Origin of the sequence: uncultured Pontibacter sp. (assembly GCF_947499215.1) — a bacterium.
In the GTDB taxonomy this organism is placed as follows: Bacteria; Bacteroidota; Bacteroidia; order Cytophagales; family Hymenobacteraceae; genus Pontibacter.
In genome coordinates this window covers 127,730-150,724 of sequence record NZ_CANMNI010000002.1, presented here as the reverse complement: position 1 = coordinate 150,724, position 22,995 = coordinate 127,730, and the positions used below count along the sequence as shown (strand labels likewise).

The window sequence follows — 22,995 nt, the reverse complement described above, 5'->3', positions numbered from 1 at the left end:
AAACCCAGTTAGGATAATGGCTAAAGCGCAGGCTTTGATATCAGAGGTTTAATTCCTTAAAGCCATTAACAGAGATCAGGTAAGCATAAAAGGAAAGAAAGGCAAGGTTCAGGATGATGACGCCTAAAGCCGTGGAGCGTTTCAGTCTTTGGCTATACCTCAGATCCTTCGCCGGAACAATTGAGAGGAATAGCCCTAAAATAATTCCTAATATTATCGCTCCCCAAACAGGGTATAACTTATCAAGCAAGACTAAAGCAAATGGAAGCTCCTCCGCATTGGCTAGCGTGTTTAAATTAACGACATATTCGGCAGCCATGGTGAGGATAGGCGGGATCAGTAGAAGGCTTATCCAGTAGCGGTTGAGTTTGAATTTGGGCATGGGGTATTGTTATTAACGTGTTGGTGTAAGTGGCGGTTTTATTGCGGTTTATGCAATTTTGTGTGCTCGTTATGTTTTACTTTAAGTATGATCCAAATTAGAATGGAAGAAGCAAGTGTTAGTACTGCAAATAATTTTTCAAAATATGTATTTGCAAATAGGTTGCCAATGGTATTTAAACCAAAAAGAACAAAGAAAATCCACAGAATTATGTTCACAATTCTTAATGAAAACATCTGTTTAAGATAGTTTCCTTTAATTAGCAGAGTTAAGATTAAAAAGAGATTTATGATTATAGATAATGATTCGAAAACATACATTTCAGAGTCATTCTTTAGCCGCCCTCCCCATGTGATTTCATAAGGAACAATCTTTAAAATAATGCTGAAATGAAAGATAGTTACAGCGGTGATTAGCAGTAACATCATTTTGATGGCAGTACTGGAATTCATGATTCTCTGTTAATTCAATTCAATGACATACCGCGTTACTCGTGCATAATGTAGGCAAAGCTGAAGCTTTTATTATGAAGCTTGTTATGTGCTGTTATTTTTTTCTTTTGAAGGTTTCAATAACCTTTCTTATATCAGTAATGGCATTTTTACTTCCAGCTAAATAGGTTCCAACCAATAGGTAATACCCTCCATTATCATCAAATAAGATTACTTGATACATTTCTTCACTTTCCCTATCATTATTCTTTGCAAAGAGTTCAAATCCTTTTAGGTCGTCTAACACAATCTCGTTGATTCCCTTACTCGTAATTACAGAATAATCTTCAGGATACTTTTTTAATCTTGAGATACAAAATAGCTTCTTGTTACTTATTTCGATATTGGAAAATGATTTATCAGTTATCAAAGTTGCTTTATCTACACTTTCTGTTGGTGTTTTTAGATCTCGATTAAACAACATTCCGTTCCCTATAACCGAATGAAACTTCAAAGAGCCAGCGTTTTCATCTAATTTATAGTTCAATGCTTCTCTAGGGTTGCTTTCCAACTCAGAGTCGACAAAAGTTGTTAAAATACTTTCTTCAATCCTTTTACCTAGTTGTAATGAGTCTTTTTGGTAAACGCCGTTTATGAGTGTGCTTGATTTATTGTTGCCATAAATTAGAATTTGCTTTGAAAATATAAGTCCGTTTGCAGATTGATCTAATTCAATTAGTAATCCATCGTAATCAGCAACTTTAACTTTTTTTAAGGACTTCAATTCCATACCCTTTGTTTTAAGCATTTCAGAATTGAATCCTTTTGATACTTCTGAATATGGACCAGGAATTTCCATAACCATAATCATAGTCGTTTGATCTTTCGAATTTTGGAAACCTTTAAAATTACTTGAAGGCTCAAAAGAAAAAGGGGGAATCATAAATATATTTGTTCCTTTAATCTGAATATGATTTTCAGACTTTTCTTTTGGTGGTGATTGTCCAAAACCAATCAATGAAATTGATAAAAGTAATGTCGTTAGTTTAATTTTTTTAATCATCTGTTTTCTTTGTTCTAATTGCACATAATTACCCGCTAGCAAGTGTACCTACTCCCAATGTCCGCAATATGTGTGGAGTCTTAAATATCCTCCTATACATTCCCATTCAATATAGCTAAAGCATAATATCTTACAAAGCGCGCATAAAAAAAGCCCCGGCCAGTTTTCACCAGCCGGGGCTTCCTAATTTATAAGCGTTTAACTTACGCTACTTCTTCTTTTTTGCTCATGCGGTTACGCTCGTTCTCGTCGAGGTAGATCTTGCGCATACGCAGGCTCTTTGGCGTCACTTCCAAGTACTCATCCTTCTGGATGTATTCCATGGCTTCTTCCAGAGAGAAGTTCTTCGCAGGAGCGATCTTGGTGTTGTCGTCAGAACCGGAAGCACGCATGTTCGTCAGCTTCTTGCCCTTCTGGATGTTCACCGTGATATCGTTCTGGCGGTTGTGCTCACCAATTACCTGACCCATGTATACATCTACACCCGGATCAACGAAGAATACACCACGGTCCTGCAGCTTGTCGATTGAGTAAGCTGTACCCGGGCCTGTTTCCATCGAAATGATAGAACCGTTGTTACGTCCAGGGATCGGGCCTTTGTGTGGCTCGTATGCTAGGAAGCGGTGGTTCATGATAGCCTCACCAGCAGTGGCAGTCAGTACGTTGTTACGCAGACCGATCAGACCACGCGCCGGGATGTTAAACTCCAGGTGCTGCAAGTCGCCTTTCGGCTCCATGATCGTCAGTTCGCCTTTACGCATTGATACCAGCTCAATTACCTTACCGGCAGTCTCTTCTGGAACGTCCACTACCAAGTGCTCGATTGGCTCGTGGCGCTGGCCGTCAATTTCTTTATAGATAACCTGTGGCTGACCTACCTGCAGTTCGTAACCTTCACGACGCATCGTTTCGATTAAAACTGACAAGTGAAGGATACCGCGACCGAATACCAAGAAGGTATCTTCACGGTCGGTTTCCTGTACGCGCAGGGCTAGGTTTTTCTCAGTTTCTTTGTACAGACGGTCACGCAGGTGACGCGACGTCACGAACTTACCCTCTTTACCGAAGAAAGGAGAGTTGTTGATCGTGAAGAGCATGTTCATCGTTGGCTCGTCGATTGAGATACGGGCCAAAGCCTCAGGGTTCTCAGCATCAGCAATTGTATCGCCAATATCGAAGCCTTCTATGCCTGTGATGGCGCATATTTCGCCAGCAGTTACTTCCTGTACAGACTTTCTACCAAGACCTTCAAAAACCTGAAGCTCCTTGATACGACCTTTCTTAACAGAGCCGTCTGCTTTCATCAAGCTGATTGGCATACCTTCCTTTAGCGTACCACGGTGCACACGACCGATGGCGATACGACCCACGAAAGAAGAGTAGTCAAGCGAGGTGATCTGCATCTGCGGCGTACCTTCACGGTAAGGGGCAGGAGGGATCACGTCGATGATGGCATCCAGCAGTGGCGTGATGTTATCAGTTGGCTGCGTCCAGTCAGTGCTCATCCAACCCTGCTTAGAAGAACCGTAAAGCGTCGTGAAGTCCAACTGGTCTTCTGTTGCCTCAAGGTTGAACATCAGGTCGAACACCTGCTCGTGCACTTCATCAGGACGGCAGTTTTCTTTGTCTACTTTGTTTACTACTACAATCGGCTTAAGACCCAACTGAATCGCTTTACCCAGTACGAAACGTGTCTGTGGCATGGCACCTTCGAAGGCATCCACCAAAAGGAGCACACCGTCGGCCATTTTCAGAACACGCTCTACCTCGCCACCGAAGTCGGCGTGACCAGGCGTGTCAATGATGTTGATCTTAACGTCTTTGTAACGAACCGATACGTTCTTGGAAACGATCGTGATACCGCGCTCGCGCTCCAGGTCATTGTTGTCCAGAATGAGGTCGTCAAAGTGCTGGTGGTCAGCGAATAGCTTTGAAGCGTGGATGATCTTGTCCACGAGCGTTGTCTTGCCGTGGTCTACGTGTGCGATAATCGCGATATTTCGAATATTTTGCATTGAATAGATTTTTCGAGGTGCAAAGGTATGAAAAAGCCTTCGCATTTTTAGTAGTCCGCTCGAAATAAACAGGTTAGGTAATTATTAAATCTTCAGTTACAGCACGATGGCTGTGGTTATGGAGCAAACATTATGTGTGCTGGCTTTGTTCAATCAGGTATAAAATATTCAAAAAGGGCCTGTTTATTGCTCTAATGTTTCGTAAACAACTGTATGAAAATGATTTATGTCTATACCTTACTGTTGCTGCTGAGCCTTCCCGCCTGCGGCCAACAGGACCAGCCCATCACCGATTCCGAAGGCACCACCCTCGCCTCAGCTAATGTGGAAGCTGCTCAAAATGACGCCTCGAAGAAAAGTAAACAACAATATGAGGTGAATAAAACCGAGGCGGAGTGGAAAAAGCAGCTCACGCCGGCACAGTATTATGTGCTTCGCAAAAAGGGTACGGAGCGCGCCTTCAGCGGTAAATACAACGATCACAAAGAAAAAGGCGTCTATACCTGCGCCGCCTGCGGCAATGAGGTTTTCACCTCCGACACCAAGTTCGACTCCGGCACCGGCTGGCCAAGTTTCTATAAGCCGATTTCCTCTAAAAACGTGCGGGAGGTAGCTGACCGTAGTATGGGTATGGTGCGTACAGAGGTAGTCTGCGGCCGTTGCGGCGGCCATCTGGGCCACGTATTCGACGACGGGCCAAAGCCAACTGGTCTCCGCTATTGCCTCAACTCCGTGGCTTTGGGTTTTAAGAAAGGGGAGTAGGTAGAATTGTTAGTTGTTAATTGATGATTGCTTGGTGTGCGATTCGGGCAGATAGCGACCTGTCCTCATAAATGGAACGGTAATACTGCGTAGCACCACGCCGTTACAGTGTAACGGCGCTACATTTAACTTCTAAACTTTCTAACTTCCAAACTTAGATCGCCGTATTTTCTATCCAACACTAAAGAGAAAACAGACATGAACGAACTACACTCCGAAGCGGACAACATAGAAAATCTGGCGCAGTGCATTATGGGCGCTTTTAAAGAGAACAACTTGGAGGCAGGTAATGTGCTGTCTTACCAAGAGCTGTACCCCTACTTGCAGGAACGCTACCCGAAGTACAAGGATGTGCAGAAAGAAGCGGAACACCATTTGGCTAAACTCGCTTGGGTTACGCCGGCTCCGGACGGGTTGATGCTTACTCAAGTAGGGTATAACAACATGAACCAGAATAAGTAAGAATACGCTCTTTTATACTTTTTCATCCGTATACATAGTATAAGGTGCTTTAGCAAGTGCCTGTATTTTACTATTTTAAGATGGAGCCAAGATGAAAAGGTATATAAACTGGATAGGGGCGCTGACGTTGCTGGGAACAGTCGGTTGTACTTCGCTGTCGGAGGGCGGTGCGGGCAATCTGCCGCCCAGTCCGGATCATAGCCAGCGGGTAAGGTATAGCGAGGATAATCCGATTCGCCGGCAGATGTATGAGCAGTCCAGCGACGTGAACCGAAAACGCAGGATCGAAGAAGTTGACCGCAACGTGCCTGTCAACGTGCCGCCTGAGGTAAGGCCGCAGCAGCTGCCCAATGCCCCAATCGACACCACACGCCACCGCATATTCCGACCGCTGCCCACCCGGCCTCCGGTTGGCAATAACTAAGGTATAAACAAGAAGCGCTGCCCCATGGGGCAGCGCTTCTTGTTTATTTCTTTTTCTTTTTGTCTTGGTCTTTTTTGCGGAGGTCGCTCACGTCCTCAATCTCATCCTCCTCATCGCCGATATGCAGTTCATCCGGCTCTAGGTCAACATATACCTCATGGTCGGGTGGTGTGGTCTCCGATTCCCGGTCAGGGGCAGTGCCTTTGGGTGCTGGATTCTTACTTACTTTGTTTCTATCCTTTTCCTCGCCCAAGTGGCCGCTGTCGCTCTTCTTTTCGTGGAAATTATCTTGGTTCTTCATATTAGTCAGGTGATTGGGTTCTTTATTATCTGGTACTAGCGGTTGTGCTTTCAGGTATACGGGGTAGTTCGTTAAAACATACAAACGGTCTGTTACTTATGGCTGCGTCTTGGTATACCTGCCCAACTATAGCCGGATTAACGTTTACGGAAAAGCGGCGGGCTGGTCAGGCTATATCCGCCATTTTTTCTGAATGGGGATAGTATAGACGCTCAATCCAACGGGTATTTGTATATTTGCGTTTTTACAAAGACTATGGCTGAAAACTACAAAAGATATACAGTAACGGCGGCTTTGCCTTATGCCAACGGTCCGGTGCACATTGGGCACTTGGCTGGCGTATACCTGCCTGCCGATATTTACGTGCGCTACCTGCGCTCGCAGGGCAGAGACGTGAAATTCATCTGCGGCTCCGATGAACACGGCGTGCCGATCACGATCCGCGCCAAGAAAGAGGGCATCACACCACAGCAGGCCGTGGACAAATACCACGAGCTGATCAAGAAGTCGTTCGAGGATTTTAATGTGTCGTTCGACATCTACTCCCGCACCTCTTCTAAAACGCACCACGAAACGGCTTCTGATTTTTTCCTGAAGCTTTACAACGACGGGAAATTCATAGAGCAGACCACGCAGCAGTACTACGACGAGAAAGCGCAGCAATTTTTGGCTGACCGCTATATCGTGGGCACCTGCCCGAAGTGCGGTAACGAGAACGCTTACGGCGACCAGTGTGAGAGCTGCGGTACTTCCCTCAACGCAACCGACCTGATCAACCCAAAAAGTACGTTGAGCGGCGCCGTGCCCGTTATGCGCGAAACCAAGCATTGGTACCTGCCGCTGAACGAGTATGAGCCATGGCTACGCGAGTGGATCGTGGAAGGCCACAAAGGCGACTGGAAGCCGAACGTGTACGGCCAGTGCAAAAGCTGGATCGACCAAGGCCTGCAGCCGCGTGCCGTTACCCGCGACCTCGACTGGGGTGTGCCGGTGCCGGTAGAAGGCGCAGAAGGCAAGGTGCTCTACGTATGGTTCGATGCCCCGATCGGCTACATCTCGGCCACCAAAGACCTTACACCAGACTGGGAAACCTACTGGAAAGATCCGGAGTCGAAGCTGGTGCACTTTATCGGCAAAGACAACATCGTGTTTCACTGCATCATTTTCCCGAGCATGCTCAAGGCACACGGCGACTACGTGCTGCCTGATAACGTGCCGGCAAATGAGTTTTTGAATCTGGAAGGTGACAAGATCTCTACGTCCCGCAACTGGGCAGTGTGGCTGCACGAGTACCTCGAGGAGTTCCCAGGCAAAGGCGACGTGCTGCGCTATACCTTGTGCGCCAACGCACCGGAGAGCAAGGACAACGATTTCACGTGGAAAGACTATCAGGCCCGCAACAACAACGAACTGCTGGCCATTCTGGGCAACTTTATCAACCGCGCTGTGGTGCTGACCCAAAAGTACTACAACGGCGAAGTGCCGGCCCGTGGCGAGCTCACAGATTATGACAAAGAAGTGCTGGGCGTACTGGAAGGTATGCCGATGGTAATTGCCACCTACATCGAGCGCTACCGTTTCCGCGATGCCCTGAGCGAATTGATGAACCTGGCCCGTCTGGGGAATAAATATTTGGCCGACACCGAGCCTTGGAAACTAATTAAAACAGACGAGGAGCGTGTGAAAACCATCATGAACATCGCGCTGCAGATCTCGGCCAGCCTAAGCATCCTGATGGAGCCATTCCTGCCGACTTCGGCACAGAAACTGGGAAGTATGCTCAATAAGCCGGTAGGCACATGGGCAGAGGCCGGTGCCGCTGACTTGCTACCAGTAGGCCATGTAATAGGCACACCAGAACTGATGTTCGAGAAAGTGGAGGACGCTGCCGTAGAAGCGCAGGTACAGAAACTCCTCGACACGAAAAAAGCCAACGAAGCAGCCAATGCCGTAGTAGAGCCAGCCAAGGAGGATATTACCTTTGAGGACTTCACCAAAATGGATATCCGAATCGGGACGATCATAGAAGCTGAGAAAGTAGCCAAAACCAAAAAGCTCCTGAAACTAAAGATCGACACAGGTATAGACCAGCGCACGGTGGTGAGCGGTATCGCTGAGTTCTTCAATCCAGAGGAGATCATTGGACAGCAAGTAAGCATTCTGGTGAACTTGGCGCCGCGTGAGATCAAAGGCATTACGAGCCAAGGTATGATCCTGATGGCCGAGAATGCCGACGGTTCGCTGGCCTTTGTACAGCCGAGCAAAGAAGTGAAAAATGGGGGAACGGTAAGCTAAGCTATACCTGCCAAACACATAAAAAGCCCTTGCCTATCAAAATAGGCAAGGGCTTTTGTTTTATACCTCAATTTATATTTAGCCGATCATCACACCTGCCTCACCCGAAGCCACAACAGGCTGTTTGCTCAGGCGCTCCCGCTCCATGTGTTGCACGATAAAGTAAAAGCCAGCCGCCGTGACAACCGCCAGTCCGCCCACGCTCCACCAGAGTGTGTCAAAGCCATACTTAGAGGCGATGGTCGTGCCCATATAAGGCGCCACCACGTGTGCTGCCGCAAAGGAAATGGTATAGAGGCCCATGTAAGCGCCCCGGTTGTTTTCCGTGGAACGCTCCACGGTAATAGTCGCCATAAAAGGCATCGCCAGAATCTCGGACAGACTTAGCAAGAACATGGCCACATACAGGGTGCTTACCTGCATGTTCAGGTTAAGCAGGATAAACGAAAAGCCCAGCATCAGCATACCTGCCACAATCAGCACTGACTTTCGCACCTTGTCGCCTATCAGGTATACCGCGATCATCTCGAGCATGAACACGATAAACCCATTAAAGGCTAGCAAGCTGCCTATACCTGTTTCCGACAAATTGTACTCCTGCCGGTAATAGAGTGGGAGTGTGGTAATGAACTGAAAAAAGATAGCCGCAAAACTGCAGCACAAAACCGTAAACAAAAGAAACGGCACATCGCGGTAAGGGGACTGAGCCGTAGGTATAGCCACCTCATTTTGCTCCGTTTTCTTCTTTTTGGGCTGCGGTCGGTGGCCTTGCTGGTTCCTGAAATAGAAAAAGAAAAAGATGCCTGCCGAAATACAGGTAATGCCATCCGCTATAAAAAGCCAGCGATAGGAGATTGCCGCCAGAAAGCCGCCCAGTGCCGGACCGATGGAAAAGCCCAGATTGAGCGCCATCCGGTTAAGCGAGAAAGCTCTTGTTACGTTCTCAGGCCGGGCGTAATAGGAGATAGAGGCCGCATTGGCAGGGCGCAGCGTGTCGTTGACAAGACTCAAAATAAACACACCGGCTGCCATGTACTCGAACTCTCTCAGGTTGAGCAAGAGGAAATAAAGGCTGCCACCCATTGTCAGGCTCAGGAACTGCACCTTAAAATGCCCCACACGGTCGGTCATCCAACCGCCCAGAAAGGAACCGCACACCGAGCCGAGCCCGTAGATGCTCAGAATCATGCCGGCCTCTTTGAGTGAGTAGCCCAGCACCTCGGTCAGGTATACCGCCAAGAAGGGTGTTACCATGGCGCCGCTCCGGTTGATGAACATCACCAGCGACATCATCCAAGCCGGACGCGAGAGTCCTCCGAAGGCGTTGCGGTATAAAAGAAGAAGGCGTTTCATAGAATGTAGGGCACAGGTAAAGCGGTTGCTCGCCTGCTGTTTTATTCCGCAATAGTAAGAAGAATTCTACGCAATCGCTTTACTTCTCCACAAAAGAGATGGGTTGGATCGGGAAGAGCTTGTCCACGAGTTTGATTAACCGGATGCGGGTGTTCTTTACCTTTCTGCGGATGGGGAATTGGCTGAAATCAAAAGCTTGCATGCGGGCCAAGTCCTGTTGCAAGGTATAGGTTTTGAGCAGCGACTCCAGAAAGAAAGCCGCGACTGCCTCATTCCAATCATCCTTGTTAGACCAATAGTGCCCAACCCATGGGCGTGCGGGCTGCAGTCCGTAGGTATGGTTTAAGGCGGTGGCGAGGGCGAACTGCTCTATCAGGCGTCTGGTCACGCCGGCGGCTACCATGTCGTCGCAGATGCGCTGGGCCAAGCGAACTGTTTCTAAGTTCTTCTGAGCAGGTATGGCCACTACCCCGGCATTCCACATCTGGCAGTCCGGCGTAATGGACAGACCACCGAATGTCTTGCCCTGCAGCTGTCCCCACATGGTCTGCTCTGTTTTGCTCTTGAGTTCTGATAGCTTTCCCTCATACTCATGCATAAAGGCCTTCCCCTGTAGTAACTGCTCTTTGAAGTGGATCAGGTCCTGATGCAGGAAGGTGTCAGAGTCAAGGTATACGACTGGGTGCTGTCCACCTCGCAGCATAAAATCCTCCAGTACTTTGATCTTCACGCGCCAGAAAAAATCATGCTCCCCTTTCCATTTCCGAAGCAGGCTCTCCGATACGGGTACCACATTTACCGAGTCGCCAAGCCGGGTATAGAACTCCGGGTAGTCCGTGTAGATGTTGATGGAATTAACCTCGGCCCGCTGCTGCAGAAAAGAGAGCATGCTGAAGTTCGCTTGGTAATGATATTTAATAATTGGCCCGAAAGTCAGGAAAAGCAAGTCCATAGTAAGGTATAACAGATTGTGGCAATACCTACTACGAAAAAGCGGAAATAAGTAGGGCGTTCTTTCTGATTCTTGTGGTGTAGCTGTACCGCAGGACTCAGAAAGAACGCCCTAGTATGGTTTTTTCTTACTTCGTGTTGAACTGGTTCATGGTGCGCTCCAACCCAATACTGCCAAAAGCGATTACAGAGTCAGCCGCCTTCTCTATGATGGTTTGCAGATCGATCTTTTCATCGTCGCTAAAGTTGCTGAGCACATAGTCTACCTGCTTGCCTTTATGGAACGTGTCGCCTACTCCGAAGCGTAGCCTTGGGTAGTTGTTGTGGCCCAGTGTCTCCTCGATGTGCTTTAGGCCATTGTGCCCACCGGCGCTGCCTTTGGCACGTATGCGCAGCTTTCCAAAGGGCAGCGCAATGTCATCGGTGATCACCATCATTTGGTCCGGCGTCAGTTTTAGGCTGCTCAGCCAGTGGCTCACCGCCTTGCCGCTCAGGTTCATGTAAGTAGTAGGCTTCACCAGCACATAGGTGCGGCCTTTACTCTTGATCTCGGTCACGAAAGAGTGGCGACCAGTATCGAACTTCGCATCAAATTTCTGTGCCAGGTAGTCCAGCACCATAAAACCAATGTTGTGACGCGTCTCTGCGTACTCTGAGCCAATGTTGCCAAGGCCCACGATCAGGTATTTCATACTTGTGTCTTCCGTACTGGCTGCTGCCTTGCGCTCAAGGCCCAGCCATTGTTTTAGCTTTAGGATGGTAGAATTGCTCAAGGTTGGACGGTTAAATTGCTGGATTGTTAAATGGTTGATTCACAAAACGAACTTTCCTGTTCGACCAACAATTTAACCATTTAGTAATTCTACAATTTATTTTCCTTCAGAAACAAAAAATCCTGCCCCGCTCGGAGCGGGACAGGATCTTGAATGCTTTTGAAGCAACAGTAATTATTTCTTACCGCCGCGAGCTTCTTCAGCCTGTGCGCTCTTAAGAGCACGTGGAATAGTAACAGTTGCTACTGGAGCAAGTGAGTTCGTTAGGATCTCGTAGTTACCTTTCTTAATCTTGCTTACTTTGATAGACTTACCAAGCTCCAGATCAGAGATGTTCACCTCTACGTAATCTGGCAGGTTAGCAGGAAGTGCTTTGATTTTCAGCTTACGCAGTTTAGTTACAAGCTTACCACCGGCCAATACGCCTGGAGAAACACCAACAAACTTAACTGGAACCTCAATCTTCACTTCTTTATTTTCGTCTAGCTGCAGGAAGTCAACGTGCAGCAGCATCTCATTCACTGGGTGAAACTGTACATCCTGAAGGATAGCTCTGTAGTGAGTACCTTCGATATTCAGGTCTACTTCGTATACTTCTGGAGAATAAACCAAGTCTCTGAACAGGATAGCCGGTGCATAGAAATGTACTTGCTCAGCGCCGCCATATAATACACCTGGTACATAAGACTCATTACGCAGTTCTTTAATCTGCGCTTTGCCGAGATTTGCTCTTTTAAACCCTATAATCTCTAAAGTTTTCATAAAAATGAATTTGTTAAAATTTTCAGGCCACAAAGGTATGCCTTTTTTTTAATTATTATACTTTATTCTTTAAGTAAGTGAAAGATAGCTTCTAACTGAATCAACTTCTATAATGCCTTTCTTTTGCCTGCCTTTGGAGCATAGAACCTGATAGGAAGCAGATAACTAAAAGCTATATCTTCACCATTCAGTTTTGCTGGCACCCACATCTTGTGAGTGAGGGTGGCAACTCGAATTGCCTCAAGATCATATCTTTCTCCTAAAGACTTTGCTACTTCAAAATTAGAAGTGCTACCATCGAGATCAATTGTCATGCGAACGACAACTAGTCCGGTAAGATTTTCTAATCCTTCATGCTCAGGATAAGCTACGTTCTCCTTAATGAATTTAAGAAATTGCTTGTCACCTTTTTTGAAAGTGGGCGCAACATCAAAATCGTTAGGAATATGAATTTTGGCCGAATCTTCCACTTGTATTGATTGGCTATAGCCCCAAAAACAGTTCAGAAGGAATACAGTAAGCAAGAAGATCCGTCTCACCTGAAGTACGTTTAAGGGAAATTATATAAACAGCGAGCTGATAGACTCGTGCGTTACCACGTTGTTAATGGCTCTTGCAAACATCTCAGAGAAAGTGAGCACCTTAATTTTAGAGCATTGCTGCTTCAGCGGAATGGTGTCCGAAACAACCAGTTCTTCCAGTACAGAGTTCTCGATGCGCTCGTAGGCAGGACCGGAAAGCACAGGGTGGGTGGCGATGGCTCTCACAGACTTCGCGCCTTTTTCTTTTAAAAGCTCAGCCGCTTTGGTAATGGTACCTGCTGTGTCTACCATGTCGTCAACCAGCACCACGTCCATACCTTCCACGTCACCGATCACCTGCATCGAGGCGATCTCATTGGCACGTTTGCGGTGTTTGTCGCAGACAACCATTTCAGCTCCGAAGTTCTTGGCAAAGGCTCTTGTTCTTACCACACCCCCAACGTCAGGAGAAGCGAAGATCAGGTCGTTGCCTAGGTTTAGGCTGCGCAGGTAGGGCACGAAGATGGCCGAACCATCAAGGTGGTCTACCGGGATATCGAAGAAGCCTTGGATCTGGCCAGCGTGCAGGTCGCAGGTCATCAGACGGTCGGCACCTACAGACTGTATGGCATTGGCCAATACTTTAGAACCGATAGAAACGCGTGGCTTGTCTTTTCTGTCTTGGCGGGCGTAGCCGTAGTAAGGCATCACCACAATCACTTTGTGGGCTGAAGCGCGCTTTGCAGCGTCTACGAGCAGCATTAGCTCCATCAGGTTGTCTGCCGGCGGAAACGTTGACTGCACGATGAACACTTCTGCTCCACGAACTGACTCGTTGAAATGTACACCTATCTCACCATCGCTGAAGCGCGAAATGGTTAAGTCGCCGAGCGTGGTGCCGTAAGCTGCTGCGATCTTTTCGGCTAAGTACTTGGAGGCGGAACCAGCGAAAATTTTTACCTGTGGCATAATAATGCTAAGTGTTTGAAGGGTTTGGTTTAGGTTATTATGCCTGCAAAGCTACGAAATTCCGCAGATATGCTACTTGATATTTCTGATTTTTAATTAGTTAGGAGGGAGGGGTAAAAGCAAAAAAGGCAACCCGCACTGCTGTGGGTTGCCTTTTTTATGTTGTCCGACCAGGTTTCGAACCTGGACTCTTCTGAACCAAAATCAGACGTGTTGCCAGTTACACCATCGGACAATCTCTACTAAACTTCCGTGCCGAAGCACCGTTGTCGTTTGATGATGCAAAGATAGGCAGGCGATTTTAAACTGCAAACATTTGATGCAAAATTTTTGAAATAATTTAGTGCAAAATCAGCTCCAGCGCCGTGTCTTAGTACTTTTTGACTACCGTTGCGGCATAATAAAGCAACCCGTCGATGTGGTGATCATGGGACGTTTTCATGCCTAATTGAGTGAAATTCACGCCCTTATTTTGCATGGCTTGTTCAAATGCGGCCTGCTGTTCCAGTGAAACAGAAGCCGTCACGCGGCTCTGGCTCTCTGCGAATAAAAAAGCGTCTTTTCTGAAATTCCTATCTGTCCTGATGCCGAGGTCCAGTTCTTCCGGTATAGCCGACTCCAGCGAAGTGATGTATAGACCACCGTCTGCCATACCGGGCGCGGAGAGCAAAAAAATCTTTCTGTTTATGTGCCAGTAAGCTGTGCAGAGGGGCTATGGCAGGGTATAATGTTGGGAATGTGGGAAATGATGTGGATAAATTTCCCTGATTTTCTAGGCAATAGCTGTCACATATGGTAAAGTCCTGCGTAAAGAACTTTGCTAAATCTTCCAACTATGATTCTTTCCAAAATGACCGTCAACACTGACATGATTACAACCACTTGCGGCCGTCAGCTTGATCTCAGTCGCACCGAACTGGTGATCGAGCGCTCTAACAGTCTTTTCAGCTACAACATTCACAAGCTGGACACGGGAGAATACGTCATAGCCGAGAAGTTTTTCGCCAACCCTTTTAACAACCGTTACATCCTGCTCGACGACGAGCAAATCGAGATGCTGAAACATTTGTAGTGCTTTCTGCGAATACGTGGGGAGTCTTATTTAGAATACCTTAAAAGATTACGCTTACAATTATGTTTAAATTTTTAGCCTTTCGCTTATTCCGGGCCATCTGGGCTCAGATTCTGTAGTATTTAAGAAACATTTTTTAACAGGTATAAATAAAATCTCCGCTACGCATCGGTCTATAAAGACGCTGCATAGCGGAGATTTTCGTTTTAGCGGATTTGCCTAGGAGTTACTCCTCGTCAGGGGCGGCTACGAAGCCTTTCCGTTTTTTCTCGCCCACGTTTTCGATCTCTCTGTTGATTTCCTTGATGTCAACCGGCTGGGAGAAGTCGCCGAGCAGGTGCTTGGTGAAATAGTCGCCCATCATCCAGAAGAAATACTCCGTCATGTCGCCGAAGCCGTGGCGCTGGCCGGGCAGCAGCACGAAATCGAAACGCTTGTTGGCTTTGATCAGTGCATTGGCCATCCGTATAGTGCCGGCCGGGTGCACGTTGTTGTCCACGTCGCCAGTTGCTAACATCAGGTGCCCCTTCAGGTTGCGTGCCAGATCCGGGTTTTTCTCAATGGCATACACAAACGTAGTGTCACCTTTTGGAGATACCACTTCTTTCACGCCGTGGTGCTTTTCGCTCCACCAGCGGTTATAGATGTTGTTCTCGTGGTTACCGGCACCCGATACGGCTACCTTGAAGAAATCAGGGTATACCAGCATGGCCGCCGTTGACATAAAGCCACCACCCGAGTGCCCGGTTATACCTACTCTGTCGATGTCGATGAAACGGTGGCGGTCTGCCAACTGCTCAATGGCTGCCTTCTTATCGGCGAGGCCGTAGTCGCGCAGGTTGCCGTAGCCGTAGGTATGGTACCACTTAGAGCGGGCCGGGTGGCCGCCGCGGTTACCCACCGTAATCACCACAAAGCCCAATTGCGCCAAACGGTCTATGCGGTCCATGCTGCGGCCGAAAGACTTGTTTACAGCCTCGGTCTGCGGACCCGGGTATACGTAGGCGATAATCGGGTAAGTCTTGGTAGAGTCAAAATCGAAAGGCTTGTACATCACACCATAAATATCGGTGATGCCATCGTCCGCTTTTACCATAAAGGGCTCAGGGAATTTATAACCTGTGCTCATGAGGCGATTCAGGTCAGCTTTCTCTAGATCCATCACTTTGCGGCCTTTGGTGTCGTACAGCGCCGAAACCGGTACCGTATTCACGCGAGAAGCCGTGTTCACGAAGAAGGTGTTGTTGTCGTTCAGGCTGATGCTGTTGTCGAAGTTGCCTTTGTTGAGCAGCGTCATGCCGCTGCCGTCGAAATTGATGCGGTAGAGGTGCATCAGGTACGGGTCTTCGCCATTCTCACGGCCATTGGCTGTGAAGTAAAGCGTGCGGTTTTTCTCGTCTATACCTACTATGTCTTCGGCATGGAAGGCGCCAGATGTAATTCTGTTCTTCAGTTTGCCGGCTCCGTCATAAAGGTAGAAGTGGCCCCAGCCGTCGCGCTCAGACCAGTGGATGATCTCCTTGCCGCCGCCAATCAGGCCGATGCGGTTTACTTCCACATACGTGTTGAAGCGCTCCTCGATTACTGGTGTCACTTTACCTGATGCAATGTCTAGCTCGCATACATCGATCTTCTTGAGGTCGCGGCTGGTGCGGGTAAAGTAGAGCTTGTCTTTGGTGCCGTGCCATAGGGTAGGGCGGTGCTCGTCGTCACGCTGCTTTTGCAAGGCGGGGGCGGACCACAGCGATAGCTCTTGGTCTTTGAAAGCTGCTGTGTTGATTCTTTTGTGCGTTTTGTTGGCGAAGTCGAAAATGGTCAACTCTCTTCTTGGAGCCTCTTTCTCACCCGGCATCTGGTATTTGTAAGTTTCCAGTGCCGGTCTGCCCTGCGCTGTGTGGTGCAGTACCCACAGGTCCTTCACTTTGCGTTCGTCCGTGCGGATCATGGCAAATTGCTTGGAATCTGGTGACCACATGATAAAGGCGGGCTTGCGGTTCTTCTTGTTCTTCTCACGCTCCACGTTGGTCTCGCCGCGAGTATCGCCATAGGTATAGTACTCCACGCCGTCGGTGGTGAGCTGGTGCTCTACAATGGTGGAGTCCTTCTCATTCTTCAGAGCCTTCTCGTAGTTGGCCTTGTCCATCCAGTACAGGTTGTGTTGCTTGGCGAATATTACCACAGACTTGTCCGGTGAAATGGATGCCCAGCGCGGCTTGGACTTAGGCTTTTCGAAATCCTTCAGCTCCTGCACCTGACCGGTGGCGAGGTTGTAGCGGAAGTAGAACGTCTTTTTCTCAAGCGAGTCAGCCGCTTTCTTGTCCAGCCGGTCTTTCTTCACCTGATCGATCGAGCTCTTGATCTCGAACTGCACGCTTTTCTCGTCCTCAGCGAACTTCAGGTTTTGGATAGGCAAGTGCTGCGCATCGAAGGGGTCCTGCACGATCATGGTCACAGCCGAGGCTACTTTGGCATTGTCGAAAAGCAGTTTTTTAGACTTGGTAGCCGGGTCCACGATGTACCAGTTCTTGCCGTTGCTGGTTTCGTACTCATACCAGAAGCGGTCGGAGTTCTTGAGCCAGTGCGGATCGAGGTTGGTCGTGAAAATAAGTTTTTCCAGCTTTTTGGGGGAGAAGCGGGAAGCCAGCTGGTAATTTCCCTTGGTGGGTGCAGCCTGTTGTGCCTGCACACCAATGCCCGCTAGCAGCAGCACAGCGAGAAGGTAAATTTTCTTCATGAAAAAGGTTGGTTTGGGTGATTTTTAAGGTGAACAGGTATAAGCCGCTCGGTAGGTATAGACTACTAACTGGCGCCAAAGTTTAAAGCATGAGGATAATATTATAGCAGCGCCATCGAAATTATTATGCTCTTGCATCGTGCAACCCATGTTTTTGACACAGATGCGCTACCCTTTGATTTTGAGAAGGTTAAAACTTTTTGAGGTCTTGTGTGGAAATGTCCCTTTTATACCTTAGTTTTGCGCCTTGAAATAACTCCGTTATAACAGTTAATCAATATATAAAGTCAAATGGCGAATATTGGCAGAATTACCCAAGTTATCGGTCCGGTTGTGGACGTTAGCTTTGCGGGTGAAAACGCAAAATTACCAAACATCCTCGATGCACTTGAGGTAATTAAAGAAAACGGCCAACGCATCGTGCTGGAAGTACAGCAGCACTTGGGTGAAGACCGTGTACGTACCATTGCGATGGACTCTACCGAAGGCCTTACCCGTGGTGCACAGGTAAACGACTTGGGCGGCCCAATTACGATGCCTACTGGCGATTCCATTAACGGTCGTCTGTTCAACGTGATCGGCGAAGCGATTGATGGTATTCCACAGCCTGTTGCTACGACGCGTCTGCCAATTCACCGTGCTGCGCCGCGTTTCGAAGAACTGGCAACGTCTTCCGAAATCCTTTATACTGGTATCAAGGTAATCGACCTGTTGGCCCCTTATGTAAAAGGTGGTAAAATTGGTCTGTTCGGTGGTGCCGGTGTGGGTAAAACGGTATTGATCATGGAACTGGTAAACAACATTGCCAAGGCCTACTCTGGTCTTTCCGTGTTTGCCGGTGTTGGTGAGCGTACCCGCGAAGGAAATGACTTGCTTCGCGAATTCTTGGAATCTGACATTATCCGTTACGGTGCAGAGTTTAAGCACTCAATGGAAGCTGGCGGATGGGATCTGACGAAAGTGGACATGGCTGAGCTGGAGAAATCTCAGGCGACGCTTGTGTTCGGTCAGATGAACGAGCCTCCTGGGGCCCGTGCACGTGTGGCCCTGTCTGGTCTTACTATTGCGGAAAACTTCCGTGACGGTGACGGTACTGGCGCTGGTCGTGACATCCTGTTCTTTATCGACAACATCTTCCGCTTCACGCAGGCGGGCTCTGAGGTGTCGGCCCTTCTTGGTCGTATGCCATCAGCGGTAGGTTACCAGCCAACGCTGGCAACGGAGATGGGTGCCATGCAAGAGCGTATCACGTCTACTAAGCGTGGTTCCATTACTTCTGTACAGGCCGTTTACGTACCTGCGGATGACTTGACTGACCCGGCTCCGGCGACAACGTTTGCTCACCTGGACGCTACGACAGTACTTTCCCGTAAGATCGCCGAGCTTGGTATCTACCCTGCGGTGGATCCACTGGACTCTACTTCACGCATTCTTTCTGCTGACGTTCTTGGTGAAGACCACTACGGTACAGCACAGCGTGTGAAAGAGATCCTGCAGCGTTACAAAGAACTTCAGGACATCATCGCCATCCTTGGTATGGACGAACTTTCTGAAGAAGATAAGCAGGTTGTACACAGAGCGCGCCGCGTGCAGCGTTTCCTGTCTCAGCCGTTCCACGTAGCCGAGCAGTTCACTGGCCTTGCTGGTGTGCTTGTAGACATCAAAGACACTATCCGTGGCTTCAACGAGATCATGGACGGTAAGTACGATCACCTGCCTGAGGCAGCCTTCAACTTGGTTGGTACCATTGAAGACGCCGTAGCGAAAGGTGAGAAGATGATGGCTGAAGCAAAATAAATTCATTAAACAGTTATCAGTGATCAGTTATCAAATTCTGGTCACTGATAATTGTTAACTGTTAACTGAAACAGATGTATTTAGAGATAATCACACCAGATAAGAAGGTTTTTGCCGGTGAGGTAGAGGCTGCTCAGTTTCCGGGCACAAACGGTTCGTTTGAGGTTCTGAACTCGCACGCTCCCCTTATCAGCACCCTCGAAAGTGGCAGAATCCGTATCACTACCGCGCAAGGACAAACGTTCTACACTGTGGATGGTGGTGTGGTAGAAGTGCTGAACAACAAAATCATCGTACTGGCTGAATCAGCCACCGAGTAGTACAGCATTAGCTAAAGCATAAAAAAATCCCCTTCTGCTTGATAAGAGCAGAAGGGGATTTTTGTTTTTATACCCTTTCTGTATACTTGTAAGAATCATATTTGACAGTTTAATCCTAATCTGCAGGTAAATGGCGCATATACTGTGCTTGTAGTCTTACTATTTGCAAAAATAAATTTAGCTTGATTTGTAAGTTTTTAATCCCGCCAGCAACTAATAACTCAAATGACTAAAGAAGCACTGTCGGTATGAAAGAAGAATTTCTGGACTTGATAAAGCAGCACCAAGGCATCATTCACAAGATATGTAAGCTGTACAGGGATTCTCTGGAAAACAGGCAGGATCTTTTTCAGGAGATTGTTTACCAACTATGGAAGTCTTATCCAAAATTCAGGCAGGAATCTGGCGTGACTACATGGATGTATAGAATCTCGCTTAACACGGCCTTGGCATCTTTTCGGAAACAGACTACTCCAATTAAATACACTGATTCTGTTCCTGATTTGGTTGAGGAGCAAAGCTCTTCAAATGACGGATACGAACAACTGCTTATTGCCCTAAAGCAACTGAACGAGGGTGAAAGGGCAGTGATATCGCTTTACTTGGAAGATCTTTCTTATAAAGAGATCAGTGAAATAGTAGGAATAAGTGAGAGTAATGTAGGAGTCCGTTTGAACAGGATAAAAAATAAACTTAAGCAACTAGTTAAAGAGCACAGTTATGGATCTTGATAAGTTAAAAACAGCATGGCAACAGGAGACTCCTGACCAAATAGTAACTAAGGAGAAATTGACGGAAATGACGGATGTGAATAAGCACCCGGTATTACGAAGAATTAAAGCAAAACTGGTGATAGAAGCAGTAGCTATAACTGTTATGCTTCTCGTTTTCTATGATATCTTCGATGGCCACCTGAAGCCTGTATATGCTACGATTGTGTTGGTCCTTGGAGCACTCTTTTATTTAAGCAGCAATCTTTATAGTTACTTCACATTAAAGCACCCAGTGAGTTCCGGAAATGTGCTGAGTTCTCTACAGTATTTTCTCATCCAATTGCAACGTGCGCGAGCCTTTTCACTTACATCGGTGGTACTGTTCAGTACAGCATTGTGGGTATTTTTCACCTCTTCAATTTCACTAGATGCTAAACATGTGTTTTTCTTGGCAGGAATGGGATTGATAACGCTGATCTTTCTGTACCTTTCTTCCCGAACTTGGTCGCACTGGATTAGTCGTATCAAGCAGGCTATCAATATAGTGGAGGAGTAGGTAAGTTTAATGGAAATGATGACAAGCTAATCTTTGTAGCATCTACCGCTAAGTAGTACAGCGCCAACGTAAGCATAAAAAATCCCCTTCGCTTGATAAGAGCAGAAGGGGATTTTTGTTTTTAAGGAACAATGTAGCCGTGAAAAAAAATTAGCATCAGATTCGCTACAAAGTATTATACTTTGTAGCGAATCTGATGCATTAACTAGCAGGGCGACCAGTAATGCATGGCAACTAAATAACCCCCCTCAAAGCTGAATGCCATAGCGTCATCTCCCTTTTTAAAGAACAGCGCCATAGAAGTAGTGCCGTCCTCTTGATCTATAAAATCCTCTCGAATAGCTTCTCCGAATATTTTTACAAAGTCATCTACTGAGGTTTTGGAATTGAGATTCCATTTGCCATACCTTACGGTAAGTGTTTTATCTAATCTAAAATCAAGCGAGTCAATGATATATTTCTCCTTGTCATTTCCGATAAATACAATGTTGTCATACACTAATTGGTAGTACTTCTGGCCTTGTTCGGCCTCTGAGTGAAAACCACACTCGTACTTCGGCTCTGTAATTTTTTTTGGTGCGCCAAAGACCTTTTCTATAGCAGCTTTTTCGGAAAAAAATTTTAACTCTTTGAGGCGCAGCATAGAAGAATCTAGCATTCCGTCTTGAGCATAGCAGGTTGCCGTGCTAAAACAAATAAAGAAGAAGAAATTAAGAAGTGATTTCATATGGAAAGCTTTAAGGTTGCGTTTACTTTTGCTTCAGTACAGTATTGTTGAGTATTGGTGCGTTCTTTTAATGCCTAAATACATGTAACAATATAGGGGAACTGCTACTTACAAGAGCCGTTTTGCTTGCAATTTTTTAAAGATCCTCCAGTTCCGCATTTGCACCAACCTGAAAGTCAATACACGTAAAGGGGGGCCACTTAATATATTTTTCATTGAGCACCTCGTTGTACGACACCCATCTCTTGCTTTGCAGCACCTTGGCGATGCAGCTGCCAGTCTCTCAGGATTTTATCAAATTCTTCCTTCATGATAGAAGTGACAATTTCATCAGGATGTGGTTGAGTTGCAGCAAAATTAAAGTAGGCACCCGTTTTAGGCTTGATTATACGATAGCTCATTGAATTGCTTTGATAATCGTATTGGGACTCTAGCCTAAATGATGCAGCTGGGTTACTAAAATAGTCAAACTCCTGCGTTGGTCCCAGCAAGTTGTAGTTAATGATCTTGAGGGTGTGCGTGCGCCTGTCTGAGTCGGTTGAGTCCATCCACCATTGCGTATACCTGTTGCCGGCGTGCTCGGCTAACTTCCATTCGGCTTCAATTAAAGGTATGCTCGCTTCGGCCCTTGTCGCATTGTAGCTTTTGCCATAATCATGATCTAAAGGGAATAGCTGGTAAATGAATTTCCCGCCTATGGTAATTATGGCAGTTACAGCGGCCAGCTTTAAAAGCTCGCGAGCCATTTTTTTTAAGGTAGCCACAAAATCTCGCTTGTCATGCTTATAGTCAAAGTAGTAGCCGACGCCGATGAAAATCAGGGGCAGGAGCATGAAGAAAAGGACGGGAATGATAATTGCCATTTTGGTTAAGCGGATACAGCGTCCACTATCGTTTTCTTGTTTTCAACCTTTATTTCAGAGCCTTCCGCCAGCATGACAGAAACAGGGCGTTCCATACTCAAGAAGCCAAACTGAGGTCCGTACACCTCTCCGAAATCCACATCAATTTCATAACTCACCACGTCATAGGCATCCCATCTGGGGTGGGTCACTTCATATTCATTCGTTTTGGCATCACTGACTTTCGCATAGCCCCAGTAGTGCTCCGTTATAAACTCAGTTTCACTAGCGGACTGTATCAAGCTTGCCTCTTTGCTCGCCCGCACACGGAAAGTCTGCCATTTGGTTTTTTTCTTCCAGCTATATTCTACCAGCCTTTCGCTTTCGGTCTCGCTCCAACTGTGTTTCATAGGTAACGTTTCGTAGTGCTCTTTATAGACCGTGTTGGCAACGAAAGTCAAAGCTGGCTTAGGAACAATCTCCTTGATAAATACCACACCCCGCTTCCAGATATCATGCTCCAGCCTTTTCACATAGAACCGGAGATTCACTTCTTCGAAGTTCACATGAAACGGTATTTTTAGATTCAGCAGTTTGGTGTTCAGGAACATAAAGCCGACCAAGCTCACATAACACTTGCCGTTCCATAAGTCAAGCTCAGTGCCATAGGGGAGGTAGTCTTTTAGCAAGGAGCTGTCTACCTCGTAGTTCGCGATGGCTAGTTTCCGCCACTCTGCTTTCAGAAAACTCATGATTATGATTTAGAGGAT

At 47.1% G+C, this 22,995-nt stretch carries 24 protein-coding genes and 1 tRNA gene; 9 read left to right on the top strand and 16 right to left on the bottom strand.

The features are described 5' to 3' along the window. Positions 1-40: 40 nt before the first annotated feature. The 3 genes from Q1A04_RS08565 to typA all read right to left on the bottom strand — a co-directional run bounded on the left by Q1A04_RS08565 (position 41) and on the right by typA (position 3,891). Entirely contained in the window at positions 41-382 is a 342-nt protein-coding gene (locus Q1A04_RS08565; protein WP_299704019.1) for a hypothetical protein, read from the bottom strand. Positions 383-928: 546 nt separating this feature from the next. Beyond that, positions 929-1,876 carry a hypothetical protein gene (locus Q1A04_RS08560; RefSeq protein ID WP_299704017.1) on the bottom strand — a complete coding sequence of 316 codons (948 nt, stop codon included), beginning with the start codon at positions 1,874-1,876 and terminating at the stop codon, positions 929-931. Between the two features lie 203 nt (positions 1,877-2,079). Further along, positions 2,080-3,891, bottom strand: coding sequence for a translational GTPase TypA (gene typA / locus Q1A04_RS08555; protein WP_299704012.1), 1,812 nt, complete (start codon positions 3,889-3,891; stop codon positions 2,080-2,082). Between the two features lie 213 nt (positions 3,892-4,104). On the opposite strand from typA, the gene msrB reads away from it, so the two are divergent. The 3 genes from msrB (at position 4,105) to Q1A04_RS08540 (ending at position 5,539) form a co-directional block, all read left to right on the top strand. Further along, on the top strand, positions 4,105-4,653 hold the full coding sequence (msrB, locus tag Q1A04_RS08550; protein ID WP_299704009.1) for a peptide-methionine (R)-S-oxide reductase MsrB: 549 nt from the start codon (positions 4,105-4,107) through the stop codon (positions 4,651-4,653). Between the two features lie 198 nt (positions 4,654-4,851). Next, positions 4,852-5,115 carry a hypothetical protein gene (locus Q1A04_RS08545; protein WP_299704007.1) on the top strand — a complete coding sequence of 88 codons (264 nt, stop codon included), beginning with the start codon at positions 4,852-4,854 and terminating at the stop codon, positions 5,113-5,115. Positions 5,116-5,206: 91 nt separating this feature from the next. Further along, a complete protein-coding gene (locus tag Q1A04_RS08540) occupies positions 5,207-5,539 on the top strand; it encodes a hypothetical protein (protein ID WP_299704006.1) in 333 nt (110 codons plus the stop codon). A 43-nt stretch (positions 5,540-5,582) separates the two neighbouring features. On the opposite strand, the gene Q1A04_RS08535 is transcribed toward Q1A04_RS08540, so the two are convergent. Continuing rightward, positions 5,583-5,840 carry a hypothetical protein gene (locus tag Q1A04_RS08535; RefSeq protein ID WP_299704004.1) on the bottom strand — a complete coding sequence of 86 codons (258 nt, stop codon included), beginning with the start codon at positions 5,838-5,840 and terminating at the stop codon, positions 5,583-5,585. Between the two features lie 255 nt (positions 5,841-6,095). Here Q1A04_RS08535 and metG point away from each other — a divergent pair, with 255 nt between their 5' ends. Continuing rightward, positions 6,096-8,135, top strand: a complete 2,040-nt coding sequence (metG, locus tag Q1A04_RS08530) for a methionine--tRNA ligase (RefSeq protein WP_299704002.1) — start codon at positions 6,096-6,098, stop codon at positions 8,133-8,135. Positions 8,136-8,213: 78 nt separating this feature from the next. Here metG and Q1A04_RS08525 read toward each other — a convergent pair whose 3' ends face one another. From Q1A04_RS08525 to Q1A04_RS08490, 8 genes are all read right to left on the bottom strand, one after another. Beyond that, positions 8,214-9,488 carry an MFS transporter gene (locus Q1A04_RS08525; RefSeq protein ID WP_299704000.1) on the bottom strand — a complete coding sequence of 425 codons (1,275 nt, stop codon included), beginning with the start codon at positions 9,486-9,488 and terminating at the stop codon, positions 8,214-8,216. A 79-nt stretch (positions 9,489-9,567) separates the two neighbouring features. Beyond that, positions 9,568-10,440: a hypothetical protein gene (locus Q1A04_RS08520; RefSeq protein WP_299703997.1), complete on the bottom strand. Its 873-nt coding sequence runs from the start codon at positions 10,438-10,440 to the stop codon at positions 9,568-9,570. A 127-nt stretch (positions 10,441-10,567) separates the two neighbouring features. Beyond that, the gene (gene pth / locus Q1A04_RS08515; protein WP_299706964.1) at positions 10,568-11,131 is read right to left on the bottom strand and encodes an aminoacyl-tRNA hydrolase; all 564 of its coding nucleotides are present in this window, start codon (positions 11,129-11,131) and stop codon (positions 10,568-10,570) included. A gap of 255 nt (positions 11,132-11,386) precedes the next feature. Beyond that, positions 11,387-11,974: a 50S ribosomal protein L25/general stress protein Ctc gene (locus Q1A04_RS08510; RefSeq protein WP_299703994.1), complete on the bottom strand. Its 588-nt coding sequence runs from the start codon at positions 11,972-11,974 to the stop codon at positions 11,387-11,389. Between the two features lie 107 nt (positions 11,975-12,081). Beyond that, positions 12,082-12,444, bottom strand: a complete 363-nt coding sequence (locus Q1A04_RS08505) for an energy transducer TonB (RefSeq protein ID WP_299703991.1) — start codon at positions 12,442-12,444, stop codon at positions 12,082-12,084. A 90-nt stretch (positions 12,445-12,534) separates the two neighbouring features. Further along, on the bottom strand, positions 12,535-13,464 hold the full coding sequence (locus tag Q1A04_RS08500) for a ribose-phosphate pyrophosphokinase (RefSeq protein WP_299703988.1): 930 nt from the start codon (positions 13,462-13,464) through the stop codon (positions 12,535-12,537). A 162-nt stretch (positions 13,465-13,626) separates the two neighbouring features. Then, positions 13,627-13,699: transfer RNA gene (locus Q1A04_RS08495), tRNA-Gln, on the bottom strand. Positions 13,700-13,834: 135 nt separating this feature from the next. Continuing rightward, the gene (locus Q1A04_RS08490; protein WP_299703985.1) at positions 13,835-14,134 is read right to left on the bottom strand and encodes a hypothetical protein; all 300 of its coding nucleotides are present in this window, start codon (positions 14,132-14,134) and stop codon (positions 13,835-13,837) included. Between the two features lie 165 nt (positions 14,135-14,299). On the opposite strand from Q1A04_RS08490, the gene Q1A04_RS08485 reads away from it, so the two are divergent. Beyond that, complete coding sequence (locus Q1A04_RS08485; RefSeq protein WP_299703982.1) at positions 14,300-14,536, top strand: hypothetical protein; 237 nt, start codon at positions 14,300-14,302, stop codon at positions 14,534-14,536. A gap of 226 nt (positions 14,537-14,762) precedes the next feature. Here the strand turns inward: Q1A04_RS08485 and Q1A04_RS08480 are convergent, their stop codons facing one another. Further along, positions 14,763-17,270, bottom strand: coding sequence for a DPP IV N-terminal domain-containing protein (locus Q1A04_RS08480; protein ID WP_299703979.1), 2,508 nt, complete (start codon positions 17,268-17,270; stop codon positions 14,763-14,765). A gap of 291 nt (positions 17,271-17,561) precedes the next feature. On the opposite strand from Q1A04_RS08480, the gene atpD reads away from it, so the two are divergent. The 4 genes from atpD to Q1A04_RS08460 all read left to right on the top strand — a co-directional run bounded on the left by atpD (position 17,562) and on the right by Q1A04_RS08460 (position 20,656). Continuing rightward, positions 17,562-19,067 (top strand): F0F1 ATP synthase subunit beta, encoded by a 1,506-nt coding sequence (gene atpD, locus Q1A04_RS08475; RefSeq protein ID WP_299703976.1) that lies wholly within the window; start codon positions 17,562-17,564, stop codon positions 19,065-19,067. A 74-nt stretch (positions 19,068-19,141) separates the two neighbouring features. Then, positions 19,142-19,387, top strand: a complete 246-nt coding sequence (gene atpC, locus Q1A04_RS08470; protein ID WP_299703973.1) for an ATP synthase F1 subunit epsilon — start codon at positions 19,142-19,144, stop codon at positions 19,385-19,387. A gap of 248 nt (positions 19,388-19,635) precedes the next feature. Beyond that, positions 19,636-20,118 carry a sigma-70 family RNA polymerase sigma factor gene (locus tag Q1A04_RS08465; RefSeq protein ID WP_299703971.1) on the top strand — a complete coding sequence of 161 codons (483 nt, stop codon included), beginning with the start codon at positions 19,636-19,638 and terminating at the stop codon, positions 20,116-20,118. Beyond that, entirely contained in the window at positions 20,108-20,656 is a 549-nt protein-coding gene (locus Q1A04_RS08460) for a hypothetical protein (RefSeq protein ID WP_299703968.1), read from the top strand. Before Q1A04_RS08465 ends, Q1A04_RS08460 begins: the two co-directional genes overlap by 11 nt. A 205-nt stretch (positions 20,657-20,861) precedes the next feature. Here Q1A04_RS08460 and Q1A04_RS08455 read toward each other — a convergent pair whose 3' ends face one another. From Q1A04_RS08455 to Q1A04_RS08445, 3 genes are all read right to left on the bottom strand, one after another. Then, the gene (locus Q1A04_RS08455; protein ID WP_299703966.1) at positions 20,862-21,383 is read right to left on the bottom strand and encodes a hypothetical protein; all 522 of its coding nucleotides are present in this window, start codon (positions 21,381-21,383) and stop codon (positions 20,862-20,864) included. 212 nt (positions 21,384-21,595) lie between these two features. Next, a complete protein-coding gene (locus tag Q1A04_RS08450) occupies positions 21,596-22,246 on the bottom strand; it encodes a hypothetical protein (RefSeq protein WP_299703963.1) in 651 nt (216 codons plus the stop codon). Positions 22,247-22,251: 5 nt separating this feature from the next. After that, complete coding sequence (locus tag Q1A04_RS08445) at positions 22,252-22,977, bottom strand: DUF2071 domain-containing protein (protein ID WP_299703961.1); 726 nt, start codon at positions 22,975-22,977, stop codon at positions 22,252-22,254. Positions 22,978-22,995: the final 18 nt, after the last annotated feature.

Bases quoted from the DNA above. Each gene is read 5' to 3' on its own strand.
- Q1A04_RS08565 (WP_299704019.1), bottom strand. From the start codon at position 382: ATGCCCAAATTCAAACTCAACCGCTACTGGATAAGCCTTCTACTGATC.
- Q1A04_RS08560 (WP_299704017.1), bottom strand. From the start codon at position 1,876: ATGATTAAAAAAATTAAACTAACGACATTACTTTTATCAATTTCATTG.
- typA (WP_299704012.1), bottom strand. From the start codon at position 3,891: ATGCAAAATATTCGAAATATCGCGATTATCGCACACGTAGACCACGGC.
- msrB (WP_299704009.1), top strand. From the start codon at position 4,105: ATGAAAATGATTTATGTCTATACCTTACTGTTGCTGCTGAGCCTTCCC.
- Q1A04_RS08545 (WP_299704007.1), top strand. From the start codon at position 4,852: ATGAACGAACTACACTCCGAAGCGGACAACATAGAAAATCTGGCGCAG.
- Q1A04_RS08540 (WP_299704006.1), top strand. From the start codon at position 5,207: ATGAAAAGGTATATAAACTGGATAGGGGCGCTGACGTTGCTGGGAACA.
- Q1A04_RS08535 (WP_299704004.1), bottom strand. From the start codon at position 5,840: ATGAAGAACCAAGATAATTTCCACGAAAAGAAGAGCGACAGCGGCCAC.
- metG (WP_299704002.1), top strand. From the start codon at position 6,096: ATGGCTGAAAACTACAAAAGATATACAGTAACGGCGGCTTTGCCTTAT.
- Q1A04_RS08525 (WP_299704000.1), bottom strand. From the start codon at position 9,488: ATGAAACGCCTTCTTCTTTTATACCGCAACGCCTTCGGAGGACTCTCG.
- Q1A04_RS08520 (WP_299703997.1), bottom strand. From the start codon at position 10,440: ATGGACTTGCTTTTCCTGACTTTCGGGCCAATTATTAAATATCATTAC.
- pth (WP_299706964.1), bottom strand. From the start codon at position 11,131: ATGAAATACCTGATCGTGGGCCTTGGCAACATTGGCTCAGAGTACGCA.
- Q1A04_RS08510 (WP_299703994.1), bottom strand. From the start codon at position 11,974: ATGAAAACTTTAGAGATTATAGGGTTTAAAAGAGCAAATCTCGGCAAA.
- Q1A04_RS08500 (WP_299703988.1), bottom strand. From the start codon at position 13,464: ATGCCACAGGTAAAAATTTTCGCTGGTTCCGCCTCCAAGTACTTAGCC.
- Q1A04_RS08485 (WP_299703982.1), top strand. From the start codon at position 14,300: ATGATTCTTTCCAAAATGACCGTCAACACTGACATGATTACAACCACT.
- Q1A04_RS08480 (WP_299703979.1), bottom strand. From the start codon at position 17,270: ATGAAGAAAATTTACCTTCTCGCTGTGCTGCTGCTAGCGGGCATTGGT.
- atpD (WP_299703976.1), top strand. From the start codon at position 17,562: ATGGCGAATATTGGCAGAATTACCCAAGTTATCGGTCCGGTTGTGGAC.
- atpC (WP_299703973.1), top strand. From the start codon at position 19,142: ATGTATTTAGAGATAATCACACCAGATAAGAAGGTTTTTGCCGGTGAG.
- Q1A04_RS08465 (WP_299703971.1), top strand. From the start codon at position 19,636: ATGAAAGAAGAATTTCTGGACTTGATAAAGCAGCACCAAGGCATCATT.
- Q1A04_RS08460 (WP_299703968.1), top strand. From the start codon at position 20,108: ATGGATCTTGATAAGTTAAAAACAGCATGGCAACAGGAGACTCCTGAC.
- Q1A04_RS08455 (WP_299703966.1), bottom strand. From the start codon at position 21,383: ATGAAATCACTTCTTAATTTCTTCTTCTTTATTTGTTTTAGCACGGCA.
- Q1A04_RS08450 (WP_299703963.1), bottom strand. From the start codon at position 22,246: ATGGCAATTATCATTCCCGTCCTTTTCTTCATGCTCCTGCCCCTGATT.
- Q1A04_RS08445 (WP_299703961.1), bottom strand. From the start codon at position 22,977: ATGAGTTTTCTGAAAGCAGAGTGGCGGAAACTAGCCATCGCGAACTAC.